Origin of the sequence: Gordonia sp. N1V, assembly GCF_029269935.1 — a bacterium.
GTDB classification, from domain to species: domain Bacteria; phylum Actinomycetota; class Actinomycetes; order Mycobacteriales; family Mycobacteriaceae; genus Gordonia; species Gordonia polyisoprenivorans.
Genome location: NZ_JARJDD010000004.1, coordinates 304,527 through 324,612, shown reverse-complemented (window position 1 = coordinate 324,612; position 20,086 = coordinate 304,527). Strand labels below are relative to the sequence as shown.

Below are 20,086 nucleotides of genomic sequence, written 5' to 3'. Positions count from 1 at the left end.
GCGCCCGGATCAGGCGCTCAGCGCCGCCGCAGATTCGCGGGCCACGGCATAGGTGCGCTCGGCCTCGGCCGGTGTATCCACCTGTGGTGGTGAGCCGTTCAGCGGCTGCCGGGCTGATTCGCGGAGGAACAGGACGGCAACCAGGCCGACGATCCCGCTGCCGATCAGATAGAAGCCGGGCATCAGGTGATTGCCGGTGGCGCTCACCAGCGCCGAGGTGACCAGAGGGGTGGTGCCGCCGAACGCCGAGACCGCGATGTTGAAACCGATCGACAGCGCTCCGTAGCGTACCGAGGTCGGGAACAGGGCGGGCAGTGTCGAGGCCGTCGGTGCGGCGAAGCATGCCAGGATGACGCCGAATACCACGCACGCGACGATCGGCGCCCAGATTGTGTCCATCCCGAACAGGATGAAACACGGTACGGCGACCACGATTTGCAAGACTGCGCCGATCGCGAAGATGGGTCGGCGGCCGATGTGGTCGCTGAGCCGACCGAGGAAGACGATCAGGGCGACCACCACCAGCATCGACAGCAACACCAGGAGGTCGGAGCTGAGCTGGCCGCGACCGATGACGTCGGTGAAATAGGTTGGTAGATAAGCGGTGATCATGTAGTTGGTGACGTTGTAGAGAATGACCAGGCCGATACACACCAGCAGCGGTCGCCAGAAGCGAACGAAGATGGTGCCGATCTCGCGGCCGGCGCTCTCGGTCTGTTTGACCTTGGCGTCGTGTTCGTCGAGCTGCTTCTGGAATGCCGGCGTATCTTCCAACCGCATCCGCAGGTAGAGGCCGATCAGTCCCATCGGACCCGCGATGAAGAACGGAATGCGCCACCCCCACGACGTCATCGTGTCGTCGCCGAGCGCGGCATTGAGTACGGTCACCATCAGGGAGCCGAGCGAGTAGCCGATGAATGTGCCGAAATCGAGCCAGCTGCCCAGGAATCCGCGTCGGCGATCGGGGGAGTACTCCGCGATGAAGGTGGTGGCCCCACCGTATTCACCGCCGGTGGAGAACCCCTGGATCATGCGCGCCACAAGCAAAAGGATCGGCGCCCAGATCCCGATGACGCCGTAGGACGGGATGCAGCCGACCGCGAAGGTGCCGGCGGCCATCATGATCATCGTGACGGCGAGCACCTTCTGCCTGCCGATCCGATCACCGAGCGGGCCGAAGAAGAACCCGCCGAGCGGACGCACGAGGAACGCCGCGGCGAAGGTCGCAAAGGTGGCCAACAGCTGCGCGCTCGACGACGCATCCGGATAGAAGACCTTGCCCAGCGTGGCGGCGAGGTAGCCGTACACACCGAAGTCGAACCACTCCATCATGTTTCCCAGCGCCGCCGCCCCGATCGCTCGCTTGAGCATCGGCTGGTCGACAACAGTGATCGACTCCTGTGTCAGCGGAGGCTTGCGGCGGATGAGCGCGGCCAATGAATGCAGGTGGCGCTCGACGACGTGGGCGTGTGCCCAGTGCAGAGGCGACGGCCTGTGGCCGGCAGGTGCAGGATCAGGCATTTTCTTAGCGTAGGTAATCGTCCCCACTTTCCGCGAATCCGCAAGCGTTATGGGCGAATTGATCGATATGTCCGGCTGCGCTCCGCCGCTGTGGGGATCGATGGCTACAACCCACTCGCCGTCCTCCCCGCCGGTGGTCCCGAGTCGCCTGCTCGTTCTTATGATGGTCCCGACTCGCCTGCTGTCTCCTCATGATGGTCGAGGTGCCGAGGAGCGCAAGCGACGAGCCTCGAGACCCTTTGTGCCGAAGCTGGTTTCGTACCTCGTACATCCCGCCGGCGAGCCTGATTCGGCCAGCCTGTCGTCAAGCGGTGACTTCCTCGTCGGGGAGGGTGTTGCTCGATTGTCGTTGTCCACGCAGCACCGTCGGTGCGTGCTGGTGGATCGTAGGCGGGAACCCCGCCGTAGGTGTAGCCCAGTACGGCACTGTTGTAACCCCCGAGGCCGCGCTGCCGTTGTCGGCGCCGAAGATGTCTGGCAAACAGCGCGAGCAGGGCGGCGGGTAGCGCGAGCGATCCGGCCCCGATGAGTATCCCCAGCCACATCGATTCAGCATAAAGAATCTCTGGTGCGTTATCGATACTTCATGTCCAGTTCAGAGGCGCAGCCACGACCACTCGCCTGTTTTCAGTCATTCGCAAAGTAGCCCAGCCCTCGCGACCTGGGCTTTTGCCGCGGAGCTACTCGCAGAATGACTGAAAACAGGCGAGGCCGGGCTCGGCTGCAGCCGAACTCCCTGCTAACGCACGTCTGCAGGCTCCGGATCGTCGACCAGCCGGCGCAACCCCATCGACTGGAATGCGACGACGTAGATCAGTGTCCACAGCACCAGCCAATCGACGAATCCCAATGCGTTACCGGCCAACCCGGAGGCGACGGCGGGTTCGTGGAGGACGTGACCGGCGGCAAACCGGTAGTAGAGCAGGAAGGTTCCGACGGCCAGGACAAAGGTCAGCACCGCGCGGACCGCGGGTGCGAATCGGTTGCCGAAGCCGTTCGCCCAGAAGATCATCCAGAATGCCCAACACACGCCGATCTGTGCGGGGAACTGATGGATGGTGTTGCCCAACTCGGCCGAGGCCTTGGAACCGACGAGCAGCTTTGCCAGCGGGAGCATCACGAAGTAGATCGCCGTGCCCAGCAGGGCGTTGCCGATCGTCGCGGCAAGCGCCGTCTTTCCGCCGCCGCCGAACAGCTTCCACGGCCAGTTGTCGAGTGTCTGCCCGGTCAGGATCACCGACACCACAATCGAATAGAACCATCCGAGCACGGTGTCGAGCGACATCATCGGATTGGTCACCGACGACGACACCGCGGGCAGTCCGATGACGATGTAGAGCGCCAGCGTGGGGATGGCCACGAATGCGATCTCGCACAGTCCGATCAACGGTTGCTTCATCCCCAGCGCGGTCCATGGCCAGTGCTGCCAGTTGAGCACCACCATCACCCACGTCCCGAACCCGAACAGCACGAACAGGGCGCCCGAGAAGTAGCCCATGCCGCCGGCGCGGGAACCGGCGAAGTCGGGGAACAGCGCACCCAGGCCGCTACCGAGCAGCCAGGTCACGGCGACGGCGAAGACCGCCGTCGAGACCAGGACGGCGATGCCGCGCAGGGGCTGGCCGAGCCGGTCGAATCCCACGAACTCGGAGTTGAAGCCGATGAACACGATGAACAGAATCGCCCAGAACAGTGCGGCGTTGAACGGCAATGGATAGAAGTGCCACGGGCTCGACGTCGGATCGGCCAGCAGATACCAGCTGAGCACCGAGACCACGACGACGACAACGAGGTTCGACACCCCGAGCAGCAGCCATCGTCGGGAGCCGGGCGGTGGCGCCGGATTCTGCTGGTCGGCGGGCGGTTCGACACCGGTGGTCATCGTCATGGCACTGCGCTCCTCGAGGTCTGCGTTGGGCAGTCCGCAACACTATGAGCTGCATCACAAGGTGGTGACAGGGTTGCGGAGCGTTGCACGACCTCCAGATGCGGGCAACCCCCTGCAACGCTTGCCTCGACGCGTAAGCCGACGACAGCGCCACGACAGCCACCTGCGCCACCCTGTCGGTATGACAATGCTGACCGCGATCGCCGACGACGGACACCTCCTGTCCGCGCACGTCCACGGAGTCGGTCCCACGATCCTCGTTGTACCGCCCGGCGGTGGCGACGCGAACTCGTGGAGCACCGTTGCCGAGCACCTCGCCGACGCGCATCGAGTGGTGGTCATGAACCGGCGGATCTACGAGCCAGACGCAGTGATCACGCTGCCGCACACCATGAGCCGAGAGGTGAGCGACATCGCGGCGGTCACGCGGGCCAGTGGTGCACCGGTCGTCGGGGTCGGGCACTCGTCGGGGGCGACGGCATTGCTGTGTGCGGCCGGTGAGTACCCGAACCTGTTCTCCGAGTTGGTGCTCTACGAGCCGCCGGTCCCCACCACGAGTCTGATCGGTGGCGTCGCGAAAGGTGCTGCGCGGGCCGCCTTTGATGCCGGTGACGCCGTGGCGGCGATGCGGATCCATCTGCGCGACATCGTCGGCATGCCCGACCATTTGGTGACGCATCTATTGGGCAACCCCACCACGGCCGAGTACATGACACGCCACGCAGCCGGGCAACTCGCCGACACCGAGGCCATCGACGGCCTCGGCGTCGGCGTCGACCGCTATCGCACGGTCACGCTGCCGGTGACCTTCATCGAGGGCGAGGACAGCCCACGACACCTGCACCGACGACTGGCAGAACTCGGCGATGTGCTACCCGATGTCGTTGCACACCAAATACTCTCGGGACAGGGACATGCTGCGAATGTGACGGGACCGGCGTACCTGGCCGAGGTCGTTACGGCGAGTCTGCACTGACCCGGCCGCCGCGCAGCAGGGGGAGCAGAGCCGCCGACGCCACAAGGGCCGACGCGCCGCAGATCACCAGGAACCGCCAGTCGCCCAGCCATGCGCCCATCAGCGGCGACGCCGCACGGGCCAACGCCATCGGCACGGTGATGGCGGCCAGCACACTGGCGAAGTGGGCGACACCGAAGTTGTCGGCGATGATCGACGGCCGCGCGATCACCCCGACGCCCTGCCCGATGCCGACGGCGGAGACACACAGCAGGGTCACCGGAACCGAGAGACCGGCCAGCGGCAGCAGCATCAAACCCAGGCCCTGGATCGCGAACGCCCCACACGCCACCGGTGTCAGCGCGACGCCGCGCAGCACGGTGACCAACGCCAGTCGCGACAGGATCTGCATCGCACCGATGGACACCGGTATCGAGGTGGCGATCCACATCGAGTGCCCCACCGACAGCAGATAGGAGATCACCAGCAACAGGAACGCGGCCACCGATCCGGCCTGCCCGACGAAGGCGATCAACAACAACCAGAACCGGCGCTGCCGAAACGCTGCACCGACGGGCACCCCCGTTCGGCGCTGTACCCGACTCCGGTGCCGTTCTCGCGACGGGATCACCATCAGATGACCTGGGACCGCGGTCACCAACAAGATCGCACTGAGTACCAGAAGTGTGGTCCGCCAGCCCCATTCGGTATTCATCCACCCGAGCGCCGGATAGACGAGGTAGGTCGACAGTCCGGCGATCATCGTCACCGCCAGGATCGTCCGGTCCCGGTGAGGCGCGTCGGTGGCCACCACGATCACCGCGAACGCCGCCTCGTACGTCGACATCGCGATCGCCAGGCCGACGAAGACGAACGCCGCATACAGCACGGCCAGCGACGTTGCCTGCGACCACATCACCGCGGCACCCACACCGATCAGCGAGCCCGCGGTCATCATCATCCGACCGCCGTGACGATCCATGAGGCGACCGATCGGAAACGCCGCCAACGCACCCATCAACGTGGAGATCGTCGACGCCCCGGCCACCGCGGTGCGGGACACACCGAGATCGTCGGCCATGTTGTCGATGATGACGGGCAGGATCTGGATCAGCACCACATAGGCCACCGTGTTCGACACGGCGAACACGGCGATCAGCAGGCGGCGGTCGAGGGTGGCGGCAGGCGATTCGGCGCTGGGGCAGACGGCTTCTGCCGTCATCCTCTCAGCAGCGGCAGGAGTTGGCTGCCCTGTCGTTCGATCTCGCGCAGATACGGGGTGTCCGACAGCACGAAGTGGGTGATGCCGAGATCCTGGTACTTGCGCAGCGACTTGGCCACGTCCTCGGCCGAGCCCACCAGCCACGTGGTGGCCGCACCGCCACCGCCGAATTTCCCCGGCGTCGTATAAAGGTTGTCGTCGAGAACTTCACCGCGCGAAGCGAGTTCGAACAATCGCTGCTGGCCGACGGCGACCTTGCGGTGCGGGTTCTGGCCGTAGGCGCCGCGGTCGGCGAAACTCCGGACCTTCTCCTGTGCCTCGTCCCACGCCTGCTCGGTGGTGTCACGCACGAAGGTGGTGATCCGTAGACCGAACTCCAACGGCGGATGCTGACGCCCGACCTCCTCGCTCAGGCGCTTGAGGCGCGCGATCCGCTCGGCGACGCCGTCGAGTGGTTCACCCCAGAACAGTTGGACGTCAGCCTGTTCGGCGGCCACCCGTTCGGCGGCCTCCGATGCACCTCCGAAGTAGATACGAGGGTGAGCCCGGCCGGGCCGCGAGGAGATGCGTGGCACCACCGTCGAATTCTCCACCCCGAAATAGTCACCGCGATAGGTGACATTCTCCTCGGTCCACAACCTGCGCACTAGTTCGATGAACTCGCGGGTGCGGGCGTACCGGGCGGCCTGATCGCCGTCGGAGTCCCCGTACGCGGCGAGATCGTCCTTGCCGGAGACGATGTTGATGCGCAGGCGTCCGCCGGTCAGGTGGTCGAGAGTGGCTGCGGCGGTGGCGAAGTTCGCCGGACGCCAGTAACCGGGACGGACCGCGACGAGCGGCTCGAAGGTCGTGGTGCGTGCGGCGAGCGCGGTGGCGACGGTGAAGGTGTCGGGGCGACCCCACCCGGTGCCGATCAGTGCACCCTGCCATCCATTGCGTTCGAGCGCGGTGGCGTGCCGGGTCAGCGTATCGAGAGTGTTGTGATCGGCGACGGTGTCGTCGCCCCGGTGTCCGGGATCGATCTGATTCGGGATGTACCAGAGGAATTCGCTCATGAGTCTTTCGATTTCGTGGGTGCGTCAAGGAGGTTCAGATGGGTCAGCTGGGCTCTGCGAACGTCGGCGTTCTGCCCTTGTACGAGAACGAACAATGCCGAGCGGGCATGTAGTTGCGCGGTGTCGTCGAGCCCGATGCCGTGCCCGGATCGCGCGATGAGCAGAGCGCGGGTCAATGTCGAGAGTGCTTCGCCGCTCGCGGCTTTCACCGCGAGCCGCTCCTGCGTGCGATGCGGCCCGGTGCCGGCCGCGATCGCCTCGTCCGACAGCCCGTAGGCGTCGGCACGGATCTGCGCGATCCGCGGCGCCCATGTTTCGGCGATCTCGCGGGCGATCGGCTCGCGTTCGGCACGGAGCTCATCGATGACCCGAGCGGCGAGCCCGAAATGCTGGGGCCGTGCGTCGCTGACGGTGTCGACGTCCTCACGACGCCACTCGTCGAGCGGCTGCACCGAGATGACGTCGGCGTCGGCGACCGGCGCATCACTCAGGTGAACCCGCTGCGTGCGGCTGCCGCCGAGCGCGCTCAGTCCGAGGGCGCTCGCGGTGACGTGGTGATCGATCGGGATCAGCGACGTGATGACCGAGCGGCTCGAGGGTTCGACCGCCGCGACGAACACCGCGGAGTTCAGACCCCAACCGCTGAACCAGGAGACGGTTCCGTTCAGGCGCCAGCCGTTTCGGACGCGGGTGGCCTCGACGAAGTGGTCGGGAAAGCGCCGGACGTCGCTGATGGCCGCACCCACCAGAAGACGCCCCGACAGCATGTCGCTCGCGCGCTGCGAGACCTCGACCCCGCGGGCGTACTCCTTGGCAAGCCGACCGACGATCGGGGCATGTTGCGCCCAGACCAACCACGTGTTGAGGCAGGCGCCGGAGAGGATCTCGTGTACCCGACGGTCGGCGGCACGTGACAGCGCCGCCCCGCCGAATTCCTTGGGCGCAAGATGATTCAAGAGCTTGACGTCGGCGAACTCGGCAACCCGTTGTGGTGGTACGCCGTCCCGATCGGCCTGCAGACCGTACGGGCGCAGCACAGTGTTGGCATAGTCGGCAACCCTTGCGACGAAGGGGATCTGATCGGCATCGTCGACCTCGTCGGCGGCCACCCGATCTGGCCGGGGGATGCTCGATTGCGCGGCGGTGATTGCAGGCATCGAAGTCCTTTCGCGGAGTCATCACGAAAAGTACTGCGCCCCAGCGCCGATGATCTCGTTGCATTCAGCCTGACCCGAACAGATGACGGTCGCCGCCGCGGGTGGTTGGCTTCTGCACAACCACTTCCCCATCCCCGCATGTCTTCAGTCATGTCTCGAGAGGACAGATTTCCTTGACCACCACAAGTTTTCGCCGTCTGCTGGCGGCGTCGGCAGCAACCCTCGCCGCAGTGACGGTGCTGGCCGCCTGCGGCAGCGGGGCGTCGACGTCCTCGGACGCCTCCGGTCCACCGGTGTCCGGTGGCACGCTCACGTTCTACGACCCGGTGCAGTACACCGCATGGACCTCGACCAACTCCATCTGGTCGAACAGTCAGGTCACCGACAATCTCACCGAACGCCTCGTCTGGCAGGACCCGAAAACCGGTGACTTCAAGCCCTGGCTGGCCAAGTCCTGGCAGATCAGCGACGACCACCTGACCTACACCTTCGCGCTCCGCGACGGCGTCACCTTCAGCGACGGAACACCGTTCGACGCAGCGATCGTCAAAGCCAACTTCGATCAGCACGGCAACGGAGACGAGCGTCTCGGCATCACCAAGGATCCGTTCTGGTCGGACTACGTCGGAACCGATGTGGTCGATCCGCACACCGTCGTCGTCAAGCTGTCCAAACCCAATGCCGGATTCCTACAGATCCTCTCGAACTATCGGACCAGTTCGATTCTCGGAAAGTCCTATCTGGAGCGGGATCTCAACGGGCAGAGCGAAGCCCAGAACATCGTCGGTACCGGCCCGTTCGTCGTCGACTCGGTCAACGGCACCACCGGCATCACCCTCAAACGTCGCGACGACTACAACTGGGCACCCGAGGGATCGGGCCATTCGGGCAAGGCCTACCTGGAGCGCGTCGTGTTCAAGACCGTTCCCGAAGCCGGCACCCGGGTCGGTGCACTTCAGTCCGGCGAAGCGCAGATCTCCCGCAACATCGCGCCGTACGACGAGCAGACCGTCAGCTCCGGCGGTGGCCAACTCATCGCGGTGCCGGTGCAGGGCGAGACCAACGACCTGACCGTCTATCTGGCCGATCCGGCCGCGCCGACCCAGGACAAGAACGTGCGCCTGGCGTTGCAGGCGGCGACCGATCGCAACGAGATCAACAAGACCGCACTCTCGCCGAGCTACCCCATCCCCACCAGCGCGCTGGTGAAGGGCACACCGCTGCGGGCGGACTCCTCGAGGTACCTCACCTATGACCTCGCCAAGGCCAAATCGCTGCTCGACAACGCCGGCTGGAAGCCGGGCGCGGACGGGATCCGCGTCAAGGACGGCAAGCGGCTGAGCTTCCCCATCCGCATCGCACCCTACTACCAGGTATCGCAATCGGTGTTGGAAGTCGTTCAGTCGCAATGGAAGAAGGCCGGTGTCGAGGTCACCCTCACCAGTCCGTCGGTGACGGACTACGAGGCGCAGCTGGCGTCGGGCAAGGACTGGTACTTCAGTCAGGGCCAGACCTCGACGGCCGATCCCGGCGTGTTGCGTACCGCCTATGAGACCGACCGGCAGAACGTGACCGGCAACTACCGGCCCGACACCACGCTCAACCAGTTGCTCGACGCGCAGTCCGCCGATTTCGATCCCGCCAAGCGCAAGGCCGCCATCGCGGCGATCGAGGACCGCATCTTCGGTGAGGGCTACTCCATCCCGCTCTACGACGAGACCCAGGTCTTCGGCCTGGCCTCCAATGTCCATGGATTCGGCACCGAATCCACCGGCCGCTCCTGGCTCTACGACACCTGGCTGAGCCAGTAACCGACGAGGTCATCATGCGTCACTACATCCTGAGGCGGGTGGGCCAGTCCGTTCTGGTCCTGCTGGCCGCCTACACCCTCGCATTCATCCTGCTCAGCGCGCTCCCCGGCGACGCGGTCCACAACAAGATCGCCGACCCGGAGGCGCAGCTGACACCGGAGGCAGCCAAAACCCTTCTCGACTACTACGGCATCGACCGCCCGCTGTGGCAGCAGTACTTGAGTGGGCTCGGCGGGGTTCTGCACGGTGACCTCGGATACTCGCTGACCACCGGGACGCCGGTCAGCCAGATGCTCGCCGCGGCTCTGCCGGCCACACTCCAATTGACGGCGTTGGCACTGGTTTTCGGCTTGCTCATCGCGGCGGTGGTCGCGGTGGCGATCAATTATGCGCCCTGGCCCTGGTTACGCGGTGCACTGCAAGGGCTTCCGCCGTTCTTCGCGTCCGTGCCGACCTTCGTCATCGGCATTCTCGTGTTGCAGGTGTTCTCTTTTCGATTGCACCTGATCCCGGCGTCCGACAACGGGAGCCTGACGGCATTGATCGCACCGGCATTCACGTTGGGCATCCTGGTGGCGGCGCCCTTGTCGCAGGTGTTCGCGTCATCGATCGCGACGACGCGGGGGCAGCCGTTCGTCCACGTGCTGGCCGCGCGCGGAGCAGGAGAGCGCTACATCTTCGGCCGCGGCGTCCTGCGTAATGCGTCGCTGCCGGTGCTCACTCTCCTGGGTCTGGCCTGCGGTGAACTGATCGCGGGATCGGTGGTCACCGAGGCTGTCTACGCCCGTGCGGGTCTCGGTCAACTCGTGATGGTCGCGGTGAACACCCAGGACCTGCCGGTGGTGTCCGGAGTCGTCATCATCGCCGCGGCCATCTACGTGGTGGCCAACCTCCTGGTCGACATCGCCTACCCGTTCCTCGATCCGCGCATCCTCGTGACCACCTCCGCCACGCGCGCACGGCGCACGCGGCCCAGATCGGTCCCGACCACGCGGGTCTCCGCCACGAAAGACGCGCCGTCGGCCAGGCGCCACACCCTGCCCGCGGAGGTGGCAATGCCATGACGCTTCTCGAACCGAATGGACCCGCGACGACACCGTCGACGATCCGCACGACATCATCCCGGCCGGCGAGCCCGCAGGTGCCGAACGGTGCTGCCGCACAATCGGAGTCACGCGGTCGACGCACACTGCGGTGGGTTCGTGGGCACTGGGGCCTGGTCCTGGCGGTCGCCGTGTTCGCCCTCGCGATCGCCTGGGCGATCGTGCCCGGGATCTTCACCTCCTACGACCCGATCGCGATCGACAACACCGCCCGGTTGCAACCCCCGTCCGCCGACCACTGGTTCGGCACCGACCTGCTGGGCCGAGACCTCTACGCGCGCACCGTGTACGGGTCGCGGGCCTCGCTGCTCGGCGCCAGTCTCGCCGTGGCGGTCGCAGTGCTCGTCGGTTCTGTCCTCGGCGCGGTGGCGGGCTGGTTCGGTGGGATCACCGACTCCGCTGCGATGCGCCTGATCGACGTCGTCCTGTCCATCCCCGGATTCCTCCTCGCCATAACCATCGTGGTGGTGTACAGCGCACAAACCGGGCGCACCGGGCTCGTACCCGCCGCTCTCGCAGTGGGTCTCACCTCCGCAGCCACCTTTGCCCGGCTCATCCGCGCGGAGGTCCTCAAGGTGCGCACCAGCAACTACGTGGAGGCTGCGGTCTCCAGCGGTGCCCGCTCGTCGACGATCCTGATCCGCCACGTGCTCCCGAATTCTGTGACCCCCACCATCTCGCTGATCACCGTGCAGTTGGGTATCGCGATCATCTGGATCGCCTCGCTGAGTTTCCTGGGACTCGGTCAGCAGCCACCGGCACCCGAGTGGGGACTGTTGGTCGCCGACGGCCGCAAGTACATCGCCACCCGCGGCTGGCTCACCCTGTACCCCGCGCTCACCATCGTGGCGGTCGTGTTGTCCACCAACCACATCTCCCGTCATCTCGCGAAACGGAGCGCCTCATGACCACCCCGGTCCTGTCGGTGCGCGGACTCTCGATCGGCTACCGCGTCAAACGTGAACTGCACGACGTCGTGCACGACATCGGCTTCGACGTCCAACCCGGTCAGGTGCTCGCCCTCGTCGGCGAGTCGGGTTCGGGCAAGACGACCACCGGCCACGCCATCCTCGGTCTACTCCCCGAGAACGGGGAGATCACCGCCGGATCGATCACCTTTCGCGGCCACGAGCTCACCACCTTCACCGGCAAACAGTGGCGTGACCTTCGCGGCCGTACCGTTTCGCTGATCCCCCAGGACCCCACCGTGTCGCTGGATCCGGTTCGGCGCGTTGGGCATCAGGTAGAGGACGTACTGCGTCTGCACACCGATCTCGATGCCGACGCACGACGCGAACGGGTACACGAGCTGTTCGAACTGGTCGGCTTCACCGAGGTGGAACGTCGCTACGGGCAATACCCGCACGAACTGTCCGGCGGCATGCGTCAGCGCGTACTCATCGCCGCCGCGGTGGCCGGCGACCCGGACCTCATCATCGCCGACGAGCCGACGTCGGGGCTCGATGTGACGGTACAGAAGCAGGTCCTGGATCTGATCGACACGTTGCGGGAACGATCGTCGACGAGCATCGTTCTCATCACCCACGACCTCGGTGTCGCCGCCGACCGGTCCGATGTGATCGGAGTGATGCACCAGGGGCAGATCGTCGAATTCGGTCCGACCGCCGAGGTGATCGCCGACCCCCGCCACAACTACACGCGCCGACTGCTCGCCAGCGTCCCTTCGCGGCTGTCCCTGCGCGCGGATCGCCGTGCCGTCCCGGTCGATGCCGAAACCCTCATCGACGTCGAAGACCTCCGCAAGGAGTTCGGTGACTTCGCGGCCGTCGACGGCATCTCGTTCTCGGTGCGGGCGGGGGAGACGGTGTCGATCGTCGGCGAATCCGGCAGCGGAAAGACCACCACTGCCAGGGTTCTCACCGGACTCACCTCCGCCACCGCGGGCCGGGTGTCGGTGCTGGGGAACGACGTCACCGCACTGGGCCGTCGAGGGTTTCGGCCGTTGCGCCGAGATATCCAGATCGTCTATCAGAACCCGTACTCCTCCTTCGACCCCCGATTCGACGTGTTCGACGTGGTGGCCGAACCCTTGCTCGCCTTCGCCGACGCCGCATGGTGGGCACGGCACAGTAAGCGCGCCCGGCGCCATGTGTTCGGCGAGCGGGTCGCGGCGGCGCTCGAATCCGCGGCGCTCCCTGCCGATTTCATCGATCGTCACCCGCGGGAACTCTCCGGCGGCCAACGACAACGTGTGGCGATCGCCCGTGCGCTGGTCCTCGAGCCCAAGATCCTGGTGCTCGACGAGCCGATCTCGGCGCTCGACGTCTCGGTGGCAGCACAGATCCTCGCGCTGCTCGACCGGCTCCAACGCGAACGTGGATTGACCTATGTGTTCATCTCTCACGATCTCGCCGCCGTCGCCGCACTCTCGGACCGGGTGGTGGTGATGCGTCACGGTGCGATCGTCGAGCAGGGAACCGTCGAGCAGGTGTTCCACAGCCCCACCGATGCCTACACGGTGCGGTTGCTCACCGCCATCGCCGGAAGCGAACTCGACCAGGCTGCACCGCAAGTGACGACCGTCTCGGGAGGACCCCGCTCATGACAGTGCACGACGCCACCACCTCACCCGACACGGCACCGTCGGACATCACGCCCGGCTCGCTGTCGGAGGCACTGGTGCGGATCCGTTCGGTACTGGCCCGACTCGCCGTCGGTGTCGGCGACCGCGACCTGCACCACGAGCACCCGTACGCCCTGATCCGCGAACTCGCCGACGCCGGATTCGGCCGTCTTCGGGTGCCGCGCGAATTCGGCGGCTTCGACATCGACCTGCCGACACTGGCCGCACTTCTCGCCGAGGCGGGCGAGGCCGACTCCAACGTGCCGCAGATCTGGCGGGGGCACTTCACCACCACCGAGATCCTGCGCGCGGAGGCAGATCCCGACATCCGGCGATACTGGCTGACGAAGATCGGGCGAGGTGCGGTGTTCGGCAACGCACAATCCGAACCCTCGGCGCAGGTCGCCGGCCTCGGTGACGGCGAGGGGTGGGGAGTGATCACCACCCGCGTGCGTCGCACCGAGTCCGGCGAGCGAGTGGTCTCGGGTACCAAGTTCTATTCCACCGGAACGCGTTTCGCCGACTACATCCGCACCGCGGCCCTCGGTGACGACGACACGCGCAGCTTCGTGGTGATCGACGCCCGCCATCCCGGGGTCGAGCACGTCGACGACTGGGACGGTATCGGACAGCGGCAAACCGGCAGTGGCACGACCGTTCTCACCGACGTACCGGTCGAGCCGCACGGTGAGATCGGCCGCTACCGGGATTCGCTGCGGGGGCTCGATTCGTTCGTGCAGCTCGTGCACCTGGCCAACCTCACCGGTATCGCCCGCAATCTCGTCGCCGACACCGTCGATGTGGTGCGCGCCCGGACGCGGACCAGCCGCCACGCCCTGACGCAGGATGCGGCGGCCGATCCCGACGTCCTCGCCGTCGTCGGCCGGCTCGAGGTCGCCGCGTTGACCGCGTCGTCGCTCACGCAGACCGCGGCAGCCGCCCTCGAGTCGGCGCACGACGCCGGGTCCGAGGACGCCTTCGCGCGGGCGTACCTGACCACGTCGACAGCTCAGGTCGGGGTGATCGATGCCGTGCTCGAGGCGGCGTCGCGCGCATTCGACGCCGGTGGCTCGTCGACGGTCCGCAACGGCGTTCACCTCGACCGGCATTGGCGTAACGCGCGAACCCTGGCGTCGCACAACCCGGTCATCTACAAGGCGCGCGTGGTCGGCGACTTCCGGGTCAACGGCACCGCCCCGGTATCGGGCTATTACCTCCACCACCTCAAGGACAACTCATGACCCGGCAACTGCATCTCAACGTCAACATCCTCAATGCCGGTGTCTTCGGCGGTTCCTGGCGATTTCCGAACACCGACGGCCTCTCTGCCTACCGCATCGAGCACTACACCTCGATCGCCCACAAGGCCGAACAGGCACGTTTGGACGCCGTCTTCCTGGCCGACGGGCCGCTTCTCGATCCCAGCATCCGCCATCGCACCGGCAACAATTTGGAGCCGACGTCGGTGCTGGCGCGTATCGCCGCGCAGACGGAGAACATCGGACTGATCGGCACGCTGTCGTCGTCGTACAACGACCCAGACGAATTGGCCAGGCGTCTCGGCGATCTCGACTATCTCAGTGGTGGTCGGTTCGGGTGGAACGTGGTCACCACCGCCGGACCGGTCGCGGCCCGCAACTTCGGTCGCGACGCCGAACCGGACCACGCCCTGCGCTACCAACGCGCCGCCGACTTCGTCGACCGGGTGGTCGCCGAATGGGCGGCGCGTACCCGGCTCGTGTCGCCGCAGGGCCGTCCCGTGGTGGTGCAGGCCGGCGGGTCCAGTGACGGCAAACGTCTGGCCGCCCGGGTCGGCGAGGTGATCTTCTCCGCCGATCAGGACATCGACTCGGCGCGGGCCTTCCGTACGGAATTGCGCACCGGTGCAGCATCGTTCGGGCGCGATCCGGATGAGATCGTGGTCTTGCCGGGACTGTCGACGGTGCTGGGCAGCACCGAGGCCGAGGCATTCGAGCGCCGTGAGACCCTCGATGCCCTGCTTCCCGATGCCTATGCCCGCCAACGACTCTCCGGCCAGTTGGGCTTCTCTCTCGAAGGGCTCGACGACGCCGAGCCGATTCCCCGCGAACTGCTCGTCGACGCGGACGAGGCGGGCGGCTCGCAAACCTTCTATCGGGTGGTGCGGGAGATCATCGACCGCGAGAACCCCACTCTCGGGGGGCTTCTCAAGAAGCTCTCCGGCGGCGGAGGTCATCGGATCGTCGTCGGCACACCCGAGCAGATCGCCGACGACATCGAACGCTGGTTCCGCGCCGGTGCCGCCGACGGCTTCAACGTCATGCCCGACGTCCTGCCCTCCGGATTCGACGACTTCGCCGATCACCTCGTTCCGGAACTGCAGCGGCGGGGACTGTTCCGCACCGACTACGAGTCGGACACCCTGCGCGGCCACCTGGGTCTACCGGTGCCGCCGATCCGGCGCGAGGCACCGAAAACCCTTGTCAGTGCCCAATGACATAGGGATCGGTGGGGACGCCGATCCGAGGAGTTCCGATGAGGAGAAGAACGTGAGTGTCATTCTCGAACTCGCAGTGGGCGAGGGCCCGGGCCAGGTCTCGTTGCCCGACGCCGAGCGGTTGGTGGCGGCGGCACAGGCGTCCGGGATCGACGCGATCCGGCTGGTCGATCGTGCAGGCGGTGTGCCGACGCTCGATCCGTCGGTCGTCGGGGCGTACCTGGCGGGGGAGTATCGGCGGATCAGCTATCTGGTCGATGTCGCGACCACCCACAACGCGCCCTACAACCTGGCTCGACGGGTGCTGTCCATCGATCGGGCCACCGGCGGACGCGTGGGCCTGACGCTGCGGACCGGTGTCGGCGACGAGGTCAGCGATCCGGCCGCACCGCGACCGGACAGCGCCGACTCCGACTCGGCGTCGCGCTGGGCGGAATACGCGGAGATCCTCGCCGCGCTGTGGAAGTCGTTTCCCGCGGAAGCACTCCGGGGTGACCAGGCGGCGGGAATCGTCGCCGACGACGCGCTCATCCGGCCCATCGGCCACGACGGCGTCTTCTATCGTGTTGCCGGGCCGCTGGACGGTCCGTCGTCGCCGCAGGGCCGTCCGGTGCTGCTCGCCGACAACGCCGACGCGGTGGGGTGGGACCGCATCGCGGGTGTCGCCGACGCGGTCATCGTCGACCATGCCGGGATCGGCGACGCCGAATCGGCGCTGGCGGATGCGCTCGCGCGCGCCGGACGCCCTCGGCGGGAGGTCGCGATACTGAGCCGCATCGGCATCGACGATCCCGACACCGTGCGGGCAGCTCTGGCATCGAGCACGGTCAGCGGTGTCGTGCTCGCTGCGCACGAAGGTGTCGACGACACGATCAGCACCCTCGAAGACATCGTCCGAAAATCCGACCGGACCACGCCACAGTATCTTCGGGAGACGCTCGGTCTCCCCGCCGCCGAGGAGTACGTTCGATGACGGCACTTGATCTCGGACCGCGAACCACGTTGACACCGAGCGGCATTCGGTCGGCGATCGTACCGATCCTGGCGCGGCTCGCGGCGTCCGCGCGGGCCCGGGAGGACGCTCGGGACTTCGCATTCGACGACGTGCGCGCCCTCGCCGAGGCCGGGGTCGCGCTGACCGGGATCGCGCGAGAAGAGGGCGGGGCCGGCGGATCGGTCCGCGATGTCGTGGAGGTGATCATCGACATCGCCCGCGCCGACTCCAATGTGGCCCAGGCACTTCGCGGCACCTTCTTGCTCGCGAATCAAGTCGCCGGACGCCACGATCTCCCGTTCCGCGAGGTCAGCTTGGCCAGGTTACGCAGTGGTGCGCTGTTCGCCGGAACGGCCAACGAACGCAACGGGGGAGCAGGCGGCAGCGTCGCGACCACCGCGACCCGCACCGACGACGGCTACGTGATCAACGGCCGCAAGTACTACTCCACCGGCGGTCTGTACGCGTCGTACTTCTCCGCGCAGGCCTGCACCGACGACGGCGCCGTGCTGCGCTTCACCGTGCCCACCGACCGACCCGGTGTCGAGCGTCTCGACGACTTCGACGCCATCGGCCAACGGCTCACCCAGAGCGGCACCACGATCCTCGACGGCGTGCACGTGTCCGATGACGAAGTGGTACTTGCCGACAATCCGGGCCCCGACAACCCATGGCAGGGCGCTTTCGCCCAGCTGTATCTCGCTGCGGTACAAGCAGGGATCGCCGCCCGCGCTCTCGACGATGCCACCTGGTTCGTCCGCGAGAAGGCCCGACCCATCAAACACAGCACCGCCGAGAAGAGTGTCGACGATCCGTATGTGCGTGTGACCGTCGGCGAGATCGCCGCCCGCGCCCAGGCTGCGCGCGCCGTCGTGCTGCTCGGAGCCGACGCCGTCGCCGACGTGCAGGGCCGAACGGGAGATGACGCGCGCCGAGCCGGAGCCGCAGCTGCGGTGACGGTCGCACAGGCAGGCGTGGTGGCCATCGAATCATCCTTGCGCGCAGCCGAACTGCTCTTCGACGTCGGAGGTGCCTCCATCACCGACCGCGACCTCGGCCTCGACCGGCACTGGCGCAACGCGCGCACCGCCGCCAATCACAATCCGCGCCAATGGAAAGCGGCCGTCGCCGGCGCCTGGCACCTGACCGGCGAGGAGCCGCCGACCACCGGACTCTTCTGATCACCACCCACCCCACCCGCACCGATCACGCAGTGAAAGGCACCCCATGACCATCGAGGTCACCCGCACCCTGGGCCGTACCGGGGTCCCCATCACCCCGTTCACCCTCGGCACCATGAACTTCGGACGATGGCAGGAGGAAGACGAGAGCATCCGGATCATCCACTCCGCCCTCGACGCCGGGATCACCTCGGTCGACACCGCCGACGTGTACGCGCAGGGCGTGACCGAGGAAGTCGTCGGCAAGGCGATCGCCGGACGCCGTGACGACCTGTTCCTGGCCACCAAGTTCCACGGCACGATCGGGAACAATCCGTTGCAGGCGGGCAACTCCCGACGCTGGATCACCCGCGCCGTGGAGGACAGTCTGCGCCGTCTCGGGACCGACCGGATCGATCTGTACCAGGCCCATCGACCAGACCCTGCGACGTCGCTGTTGGAGACGCTCCAGACACTCAACGACCTCATCCGCCAGGGCAAGATCCTGTACTACGGGACCTCGGTGTTTCCGGCGCATCAGCAGGTGGAGGCGCACTGGCTGGCCGAGCGGTACGGGCTGATCGCACCCCACACCGAGCAACTGCCGTACTCGTTGCTGGTGCGTGGCGTCGAGCGTGAGGTGTTCCCGACCGTCCAGAAGTACGGGGTCGGCGTGCTGTCGTACGGGCCGCTCGCGGCCGGCTGGCTGTCCGGGAAGTACCGGGTGGGTGCCGGGCAACCGGAATCGGCTCGCTCCGAACTCATCCCGGGACGCTTCGACATCGCGGCGTCGGCCAATCAACGCAAGCTCCGTGCGGCCGACGCGCTGGCGAACCTCGCCGAGGAGAACGGTCTGTCGCTGGTGGAACTCGCGATCGCGTTCGCGCTCAACCATCCTGCGGTGAGCAGTGTGATCATCGGCCCACGCACTCAGGAACACCTCGAGGCCTACCTCAAGGCCGTCGACATCCGACTCACCGACGACGTCCTGGACCGCATCGATGAGATCGTCGAGCCCGGAACCCAATTCCACGATCGCGACACCGGCCGCGACACACCCTCCCTGCAACCCGCCGCTCTGCGTCGCTGAACACCGACCCGCACAACCACGAAAGGCATTGACCGATGGCTACCTTCGGACCCACCGAGCTGACCTACACCGCCGAACCCACCCGGTACGACAACATCCCGTACCGCCGGACCGGCCGGTCCGGTCTCGATCTCCCGTCGTTCTCGTTCGGGCTGTGGCAGAAGTTCGGCACCGACTACCCGTTCGAGACCCAACGCGAGATCATTCTGCATGCCTTCGATCTGGGCGTGACCCACTTCGACAACGCCGACCGTTACGGCCCTCCGCACCGTGCGGCGCAGAAGAACTTCGGTCGCGTCCTCGCGAAGGATCTCGCGCCGTACCGCGACGAGATCATCCTGTCGACCAAGGCGGGCAACGCCATCGGGCCCAGTCCCTATCAGAAGGGTGGCTCGCGCAAGTCGCTGCTGTCCTCCCTCGAACACAGTCTGCGTGATCTCGGCACGGACTACGTCGACATCTTCTACCACCACAGCCCCGACGAGTCGACACCGCTCGAGGAGACTGTCGGTGCCCTGGCCTCGGCCGTGACGCAGGGTAAGGCGCTCTACGTCGGGATCTCCAACTACCAGCCCGATCGTGCTCACCAGATCGCGGAGTTGTTGCGGGAGGCCGGTGTTCCCCTGCTGATCCACCAGCCGCGGTATTCGATCTTCGATCGTCGCGTCGAACAGAACGGGCTCCTCGATCTCGCCGAGCAGGAAGGGTTCGGACTCATCGTGTACTCGCCGCTGGCCCAGGGGTTGCTGACCAACAAGTACCTGGAATCGATCCCCGACGGCGCCCGCGCGGTCAACAGCACCTTCCTGAGCCCGGACGTCATCGACGACACCTACCGGCAGCGCGCCAATGAGCTCAACAAGCTGGCCGAGGCGCGCGGACAGTCGTTGGCGCAGTTGGCGTTGCAATGGGTGCTGCGGCAGTCGGCGGTCACCTCGGCGCTGGTGGGCGCAAGCTCCACCTGGCAGCTCGATCACAATCTCAAGGCACTCGACTTCCCGGAGTTCACCGCCGACGAGCTGGCCCTCATCGACGAACACGGTGTGCACGGCACCGGACTGAACCTGTGA

General features: G+C 66.4%; 16 protein-coding genes. 11 read left to right on the top strand and 5 right to left on the bottom strand.

Features of this window, described 5'->3' with window-relative positions:
* Positions 1-9: 9 nt before the first annotated feature.
* Both P3L18_RS08115 and P3L18_RS08110 read right to left on the bottom strand, forming a co-directional pair.
* Positions 10-1,521 (bottom strand): MFS transporter, encoded by a 1,512-nt coding sequence (locus P3L18_RS08115; RefSeq protein ID WP_014358242.1) that lies wholly within the window; start codon positions 1,519-1,521, stop codon positions 10-12.
* A gap of 739 nt (positions 1,522-2,260) precedes the next feature.
* Positions 2,261-3,409, bottom strand: a complete 1,149-nt coding sequence (locus tag P3L18_RS08110) for a hypothetical protein (RefSeq protein WP_276113823.1) — start codon at positions 3,407-3,409, stop codon at positions 2,261-2,263.
* A gap of 181 nt (positions 3,410-3,590) precedes the next feature.
* Here P3L18_RS08110 and P3L18_RS08105 point away from each other — a divergent pair, with 181 nt between their 5' ends.
* Entirely contained in the window at positions 3,591-4,385 is a 795-nt protein-coding gene (locus P3L18_RS08105; RefSeq protein WP_276113822.1) for an alpha/beta hydrolase, read from the top strand.
* On the opposite strand, the gene P3L18_RS08100 is transcribed toward P3L18_RS08105, so the two are convergent.
* From P3L18_RS08100 to P3L18_RS08090, 3 genes are read right to left on the bottom strand one after another with little or no spacing between them, the layout of a single operon-like run.
* Positions 4,366-5,586: an MFS transporter gene (locus tag P3L18_RS08100; protein ID WP_276113821.1), complete on the bottom strand. Its 1,221-nt coding sequence runs from the start codon at positions 5,584-5,586 to the stop codon at positions 4,366-4,368. The genes P3L18_RS08105 and P3L18_RS08100 overlap by 20 nt on opposite strands.
* The gene (locus P3L18_RS08095) at positions 5,583-6,641 is read right to left on the bottom strand and encodes an LLM class flavin-dependent oxidoreductase (RefSeq protein WP_079930910.1); all 1,059 of its coding nucleotides are present in this window, start codon (positions 6,639-6,641) and stop codon (positions 5,583-5,585) included. Before P3L18_RS08095 ends, P3L18_RS08100 begins: the two co-directional genes overlap by 4 nt.
* Complete coding sequence (locus P3L18_RS08090; protein WP_276113820.1) at positions 6,638-7,798, bottom strand: acyl-CoA dehydrogenase family protein; 1,161 nt, start codon at positions 7,796-7,798, stop codon at positions 6,638-6,640. Before P3L18_RS08090 ends, P3L18_RS08095 begins: the two co-directional genes overlap by 4 nt.
* 173 nt (positions 7,799-7,971) lie before the next feature.
* On the opposite strand from P3L18_RS08090, the gene P3L18_RS08085 reads away from it, so the two are divergent.
* From P3L18_RS08085 to P3L18_RS08040, 10 genes are read left to right on the top strand one after another with little or no spacing between them, the layout of a single operon-like run.
* The gene (locus tag P3L18_RS08085; RefSeq protein WP_079930908.1) at positions 7,972-9,609 is read left to right on the top strand and encodes an ABC transporter substrate-binding protein; all 1,638 of its coding nucleotides are present in this window, start codon (positions 7,972-7,974) and stop codon (positions 9,607-9,609) included.
* A gap of 14 nt (positions 9,610-9,623) precedes the next feature.
* Positions 9,624-10,673, top strand: coding sequence for an ABC transporter permease (locus P3L18_RS08080; RefSeq protein WP_079930907.1), 1,050 nt, complete (start codon positions 9,624-9,626; stop codon positions 10,671-10,673).
* Positions 10,670-11,620 (top strand): ABC transporter permease, encoded by a 951-nt coding sequence (locus P3L18_RS08075; protein ID WP_276113818.1) that lies wholly within the window; start codon positions 10,670-10,672, stop codon positions 11,618-11,620. The genes P3L18_RS08080 and P3L18_RS08075 overlap by 4 nt, the downstream gene beginning before the upstream one ends.
* Positions 11,617-13,278 (top strand): ABC transporter ATP-binding protein, encoded by a 1,662-nt coding sequence (locus P3L18_RS08070; protein WP_276113817.1) that lies wholly within the window; start codon positions 11,617-11,619, stop codon positions 13,276-13,278. The genes P3L18_RS08075 and P3L18_RS08070 overlap by 4 nt, the downstream gene beginning before the upstream one ends.
* On the top strand, positions 13,275-14,537 hold the full coding sequence (locus P3L18_RS08065) for an acyl-CoA dehydrogenase family protein (RefSeq protein WP_276113816.1): 1,263 nt from the start codon (positions 13,275-13,277) through the stop codon (positions 14,535-14,537). Before P3L18_RS08070 ends, P3L18_RS08065 begins: the two co-directional genes overlap by 4 nt.
* Positions 14,534-15,772: an LLM class flavin-dependent oxidoreductase gene (locus P3L18_RS08060; protein WP_079930902.1), complete on the top strand. Its 1,239-nt coding sequence runs from the start codon at positions 14,534-14,536 to the stop codon at positions 15,770-15,772. Before P3L18_RS08065 ends, P3L18_RS08060 begins: the two co-directional genes overlap by 4 nt.
* A gap of 52 nt (positions 15,773-15,824) precedes the next feature.
* Positions 15,825-16,745: an LLM class flavin-dependent oxidoreductase gene (locus P3L18_RS08055; RefSeq protein ID WP_253194070.1), complete on the top strand. Its 921-nt coding sequence runs from the start codon at positions 15,825-15,827 to the stop codon at positions 16,743-16,745.
* Positions 16,742-17,947 carry an acyl-CoA dehydrogenase family protein gene (locus P3L18_RS08050; protein ID WP_079930901.1) on the top strand — a complete coding sequence of 402 codons (1,206 nt, stop codon included), beginning with the start codon at positions 16,742-16,744 and terminating at the stop codon, positions 17,945-17,947. Before P3L18_RS08055 ends, P3L18_RS08050 begins: the two co-directional genes overlap by 4 nt.
* A gap of 46 nt (positions 17,948-17,993) precedes the next feature.
* Positions 17,994-19,016 (top strand): aldo/keto reductase, encoded by a 1,023-nt coding sequence (locus tag P3L18_RS08045; RefSeq protein WP_276113815.1) that lies wholly within the window; start codon positions 17,994-17,996, stop codon positions 19,014-19,016.
* A 35-nt stretch (positions 19,017-19,051) separates the two neighbouring features.
* Entirely contained in the window at positions 19,052-20,086 is a 1,035-nt protein-coding gene (locus tag P3L18_RS08040) for an aldo/keto reductase (protein WP_276113814.1), read from the top strand.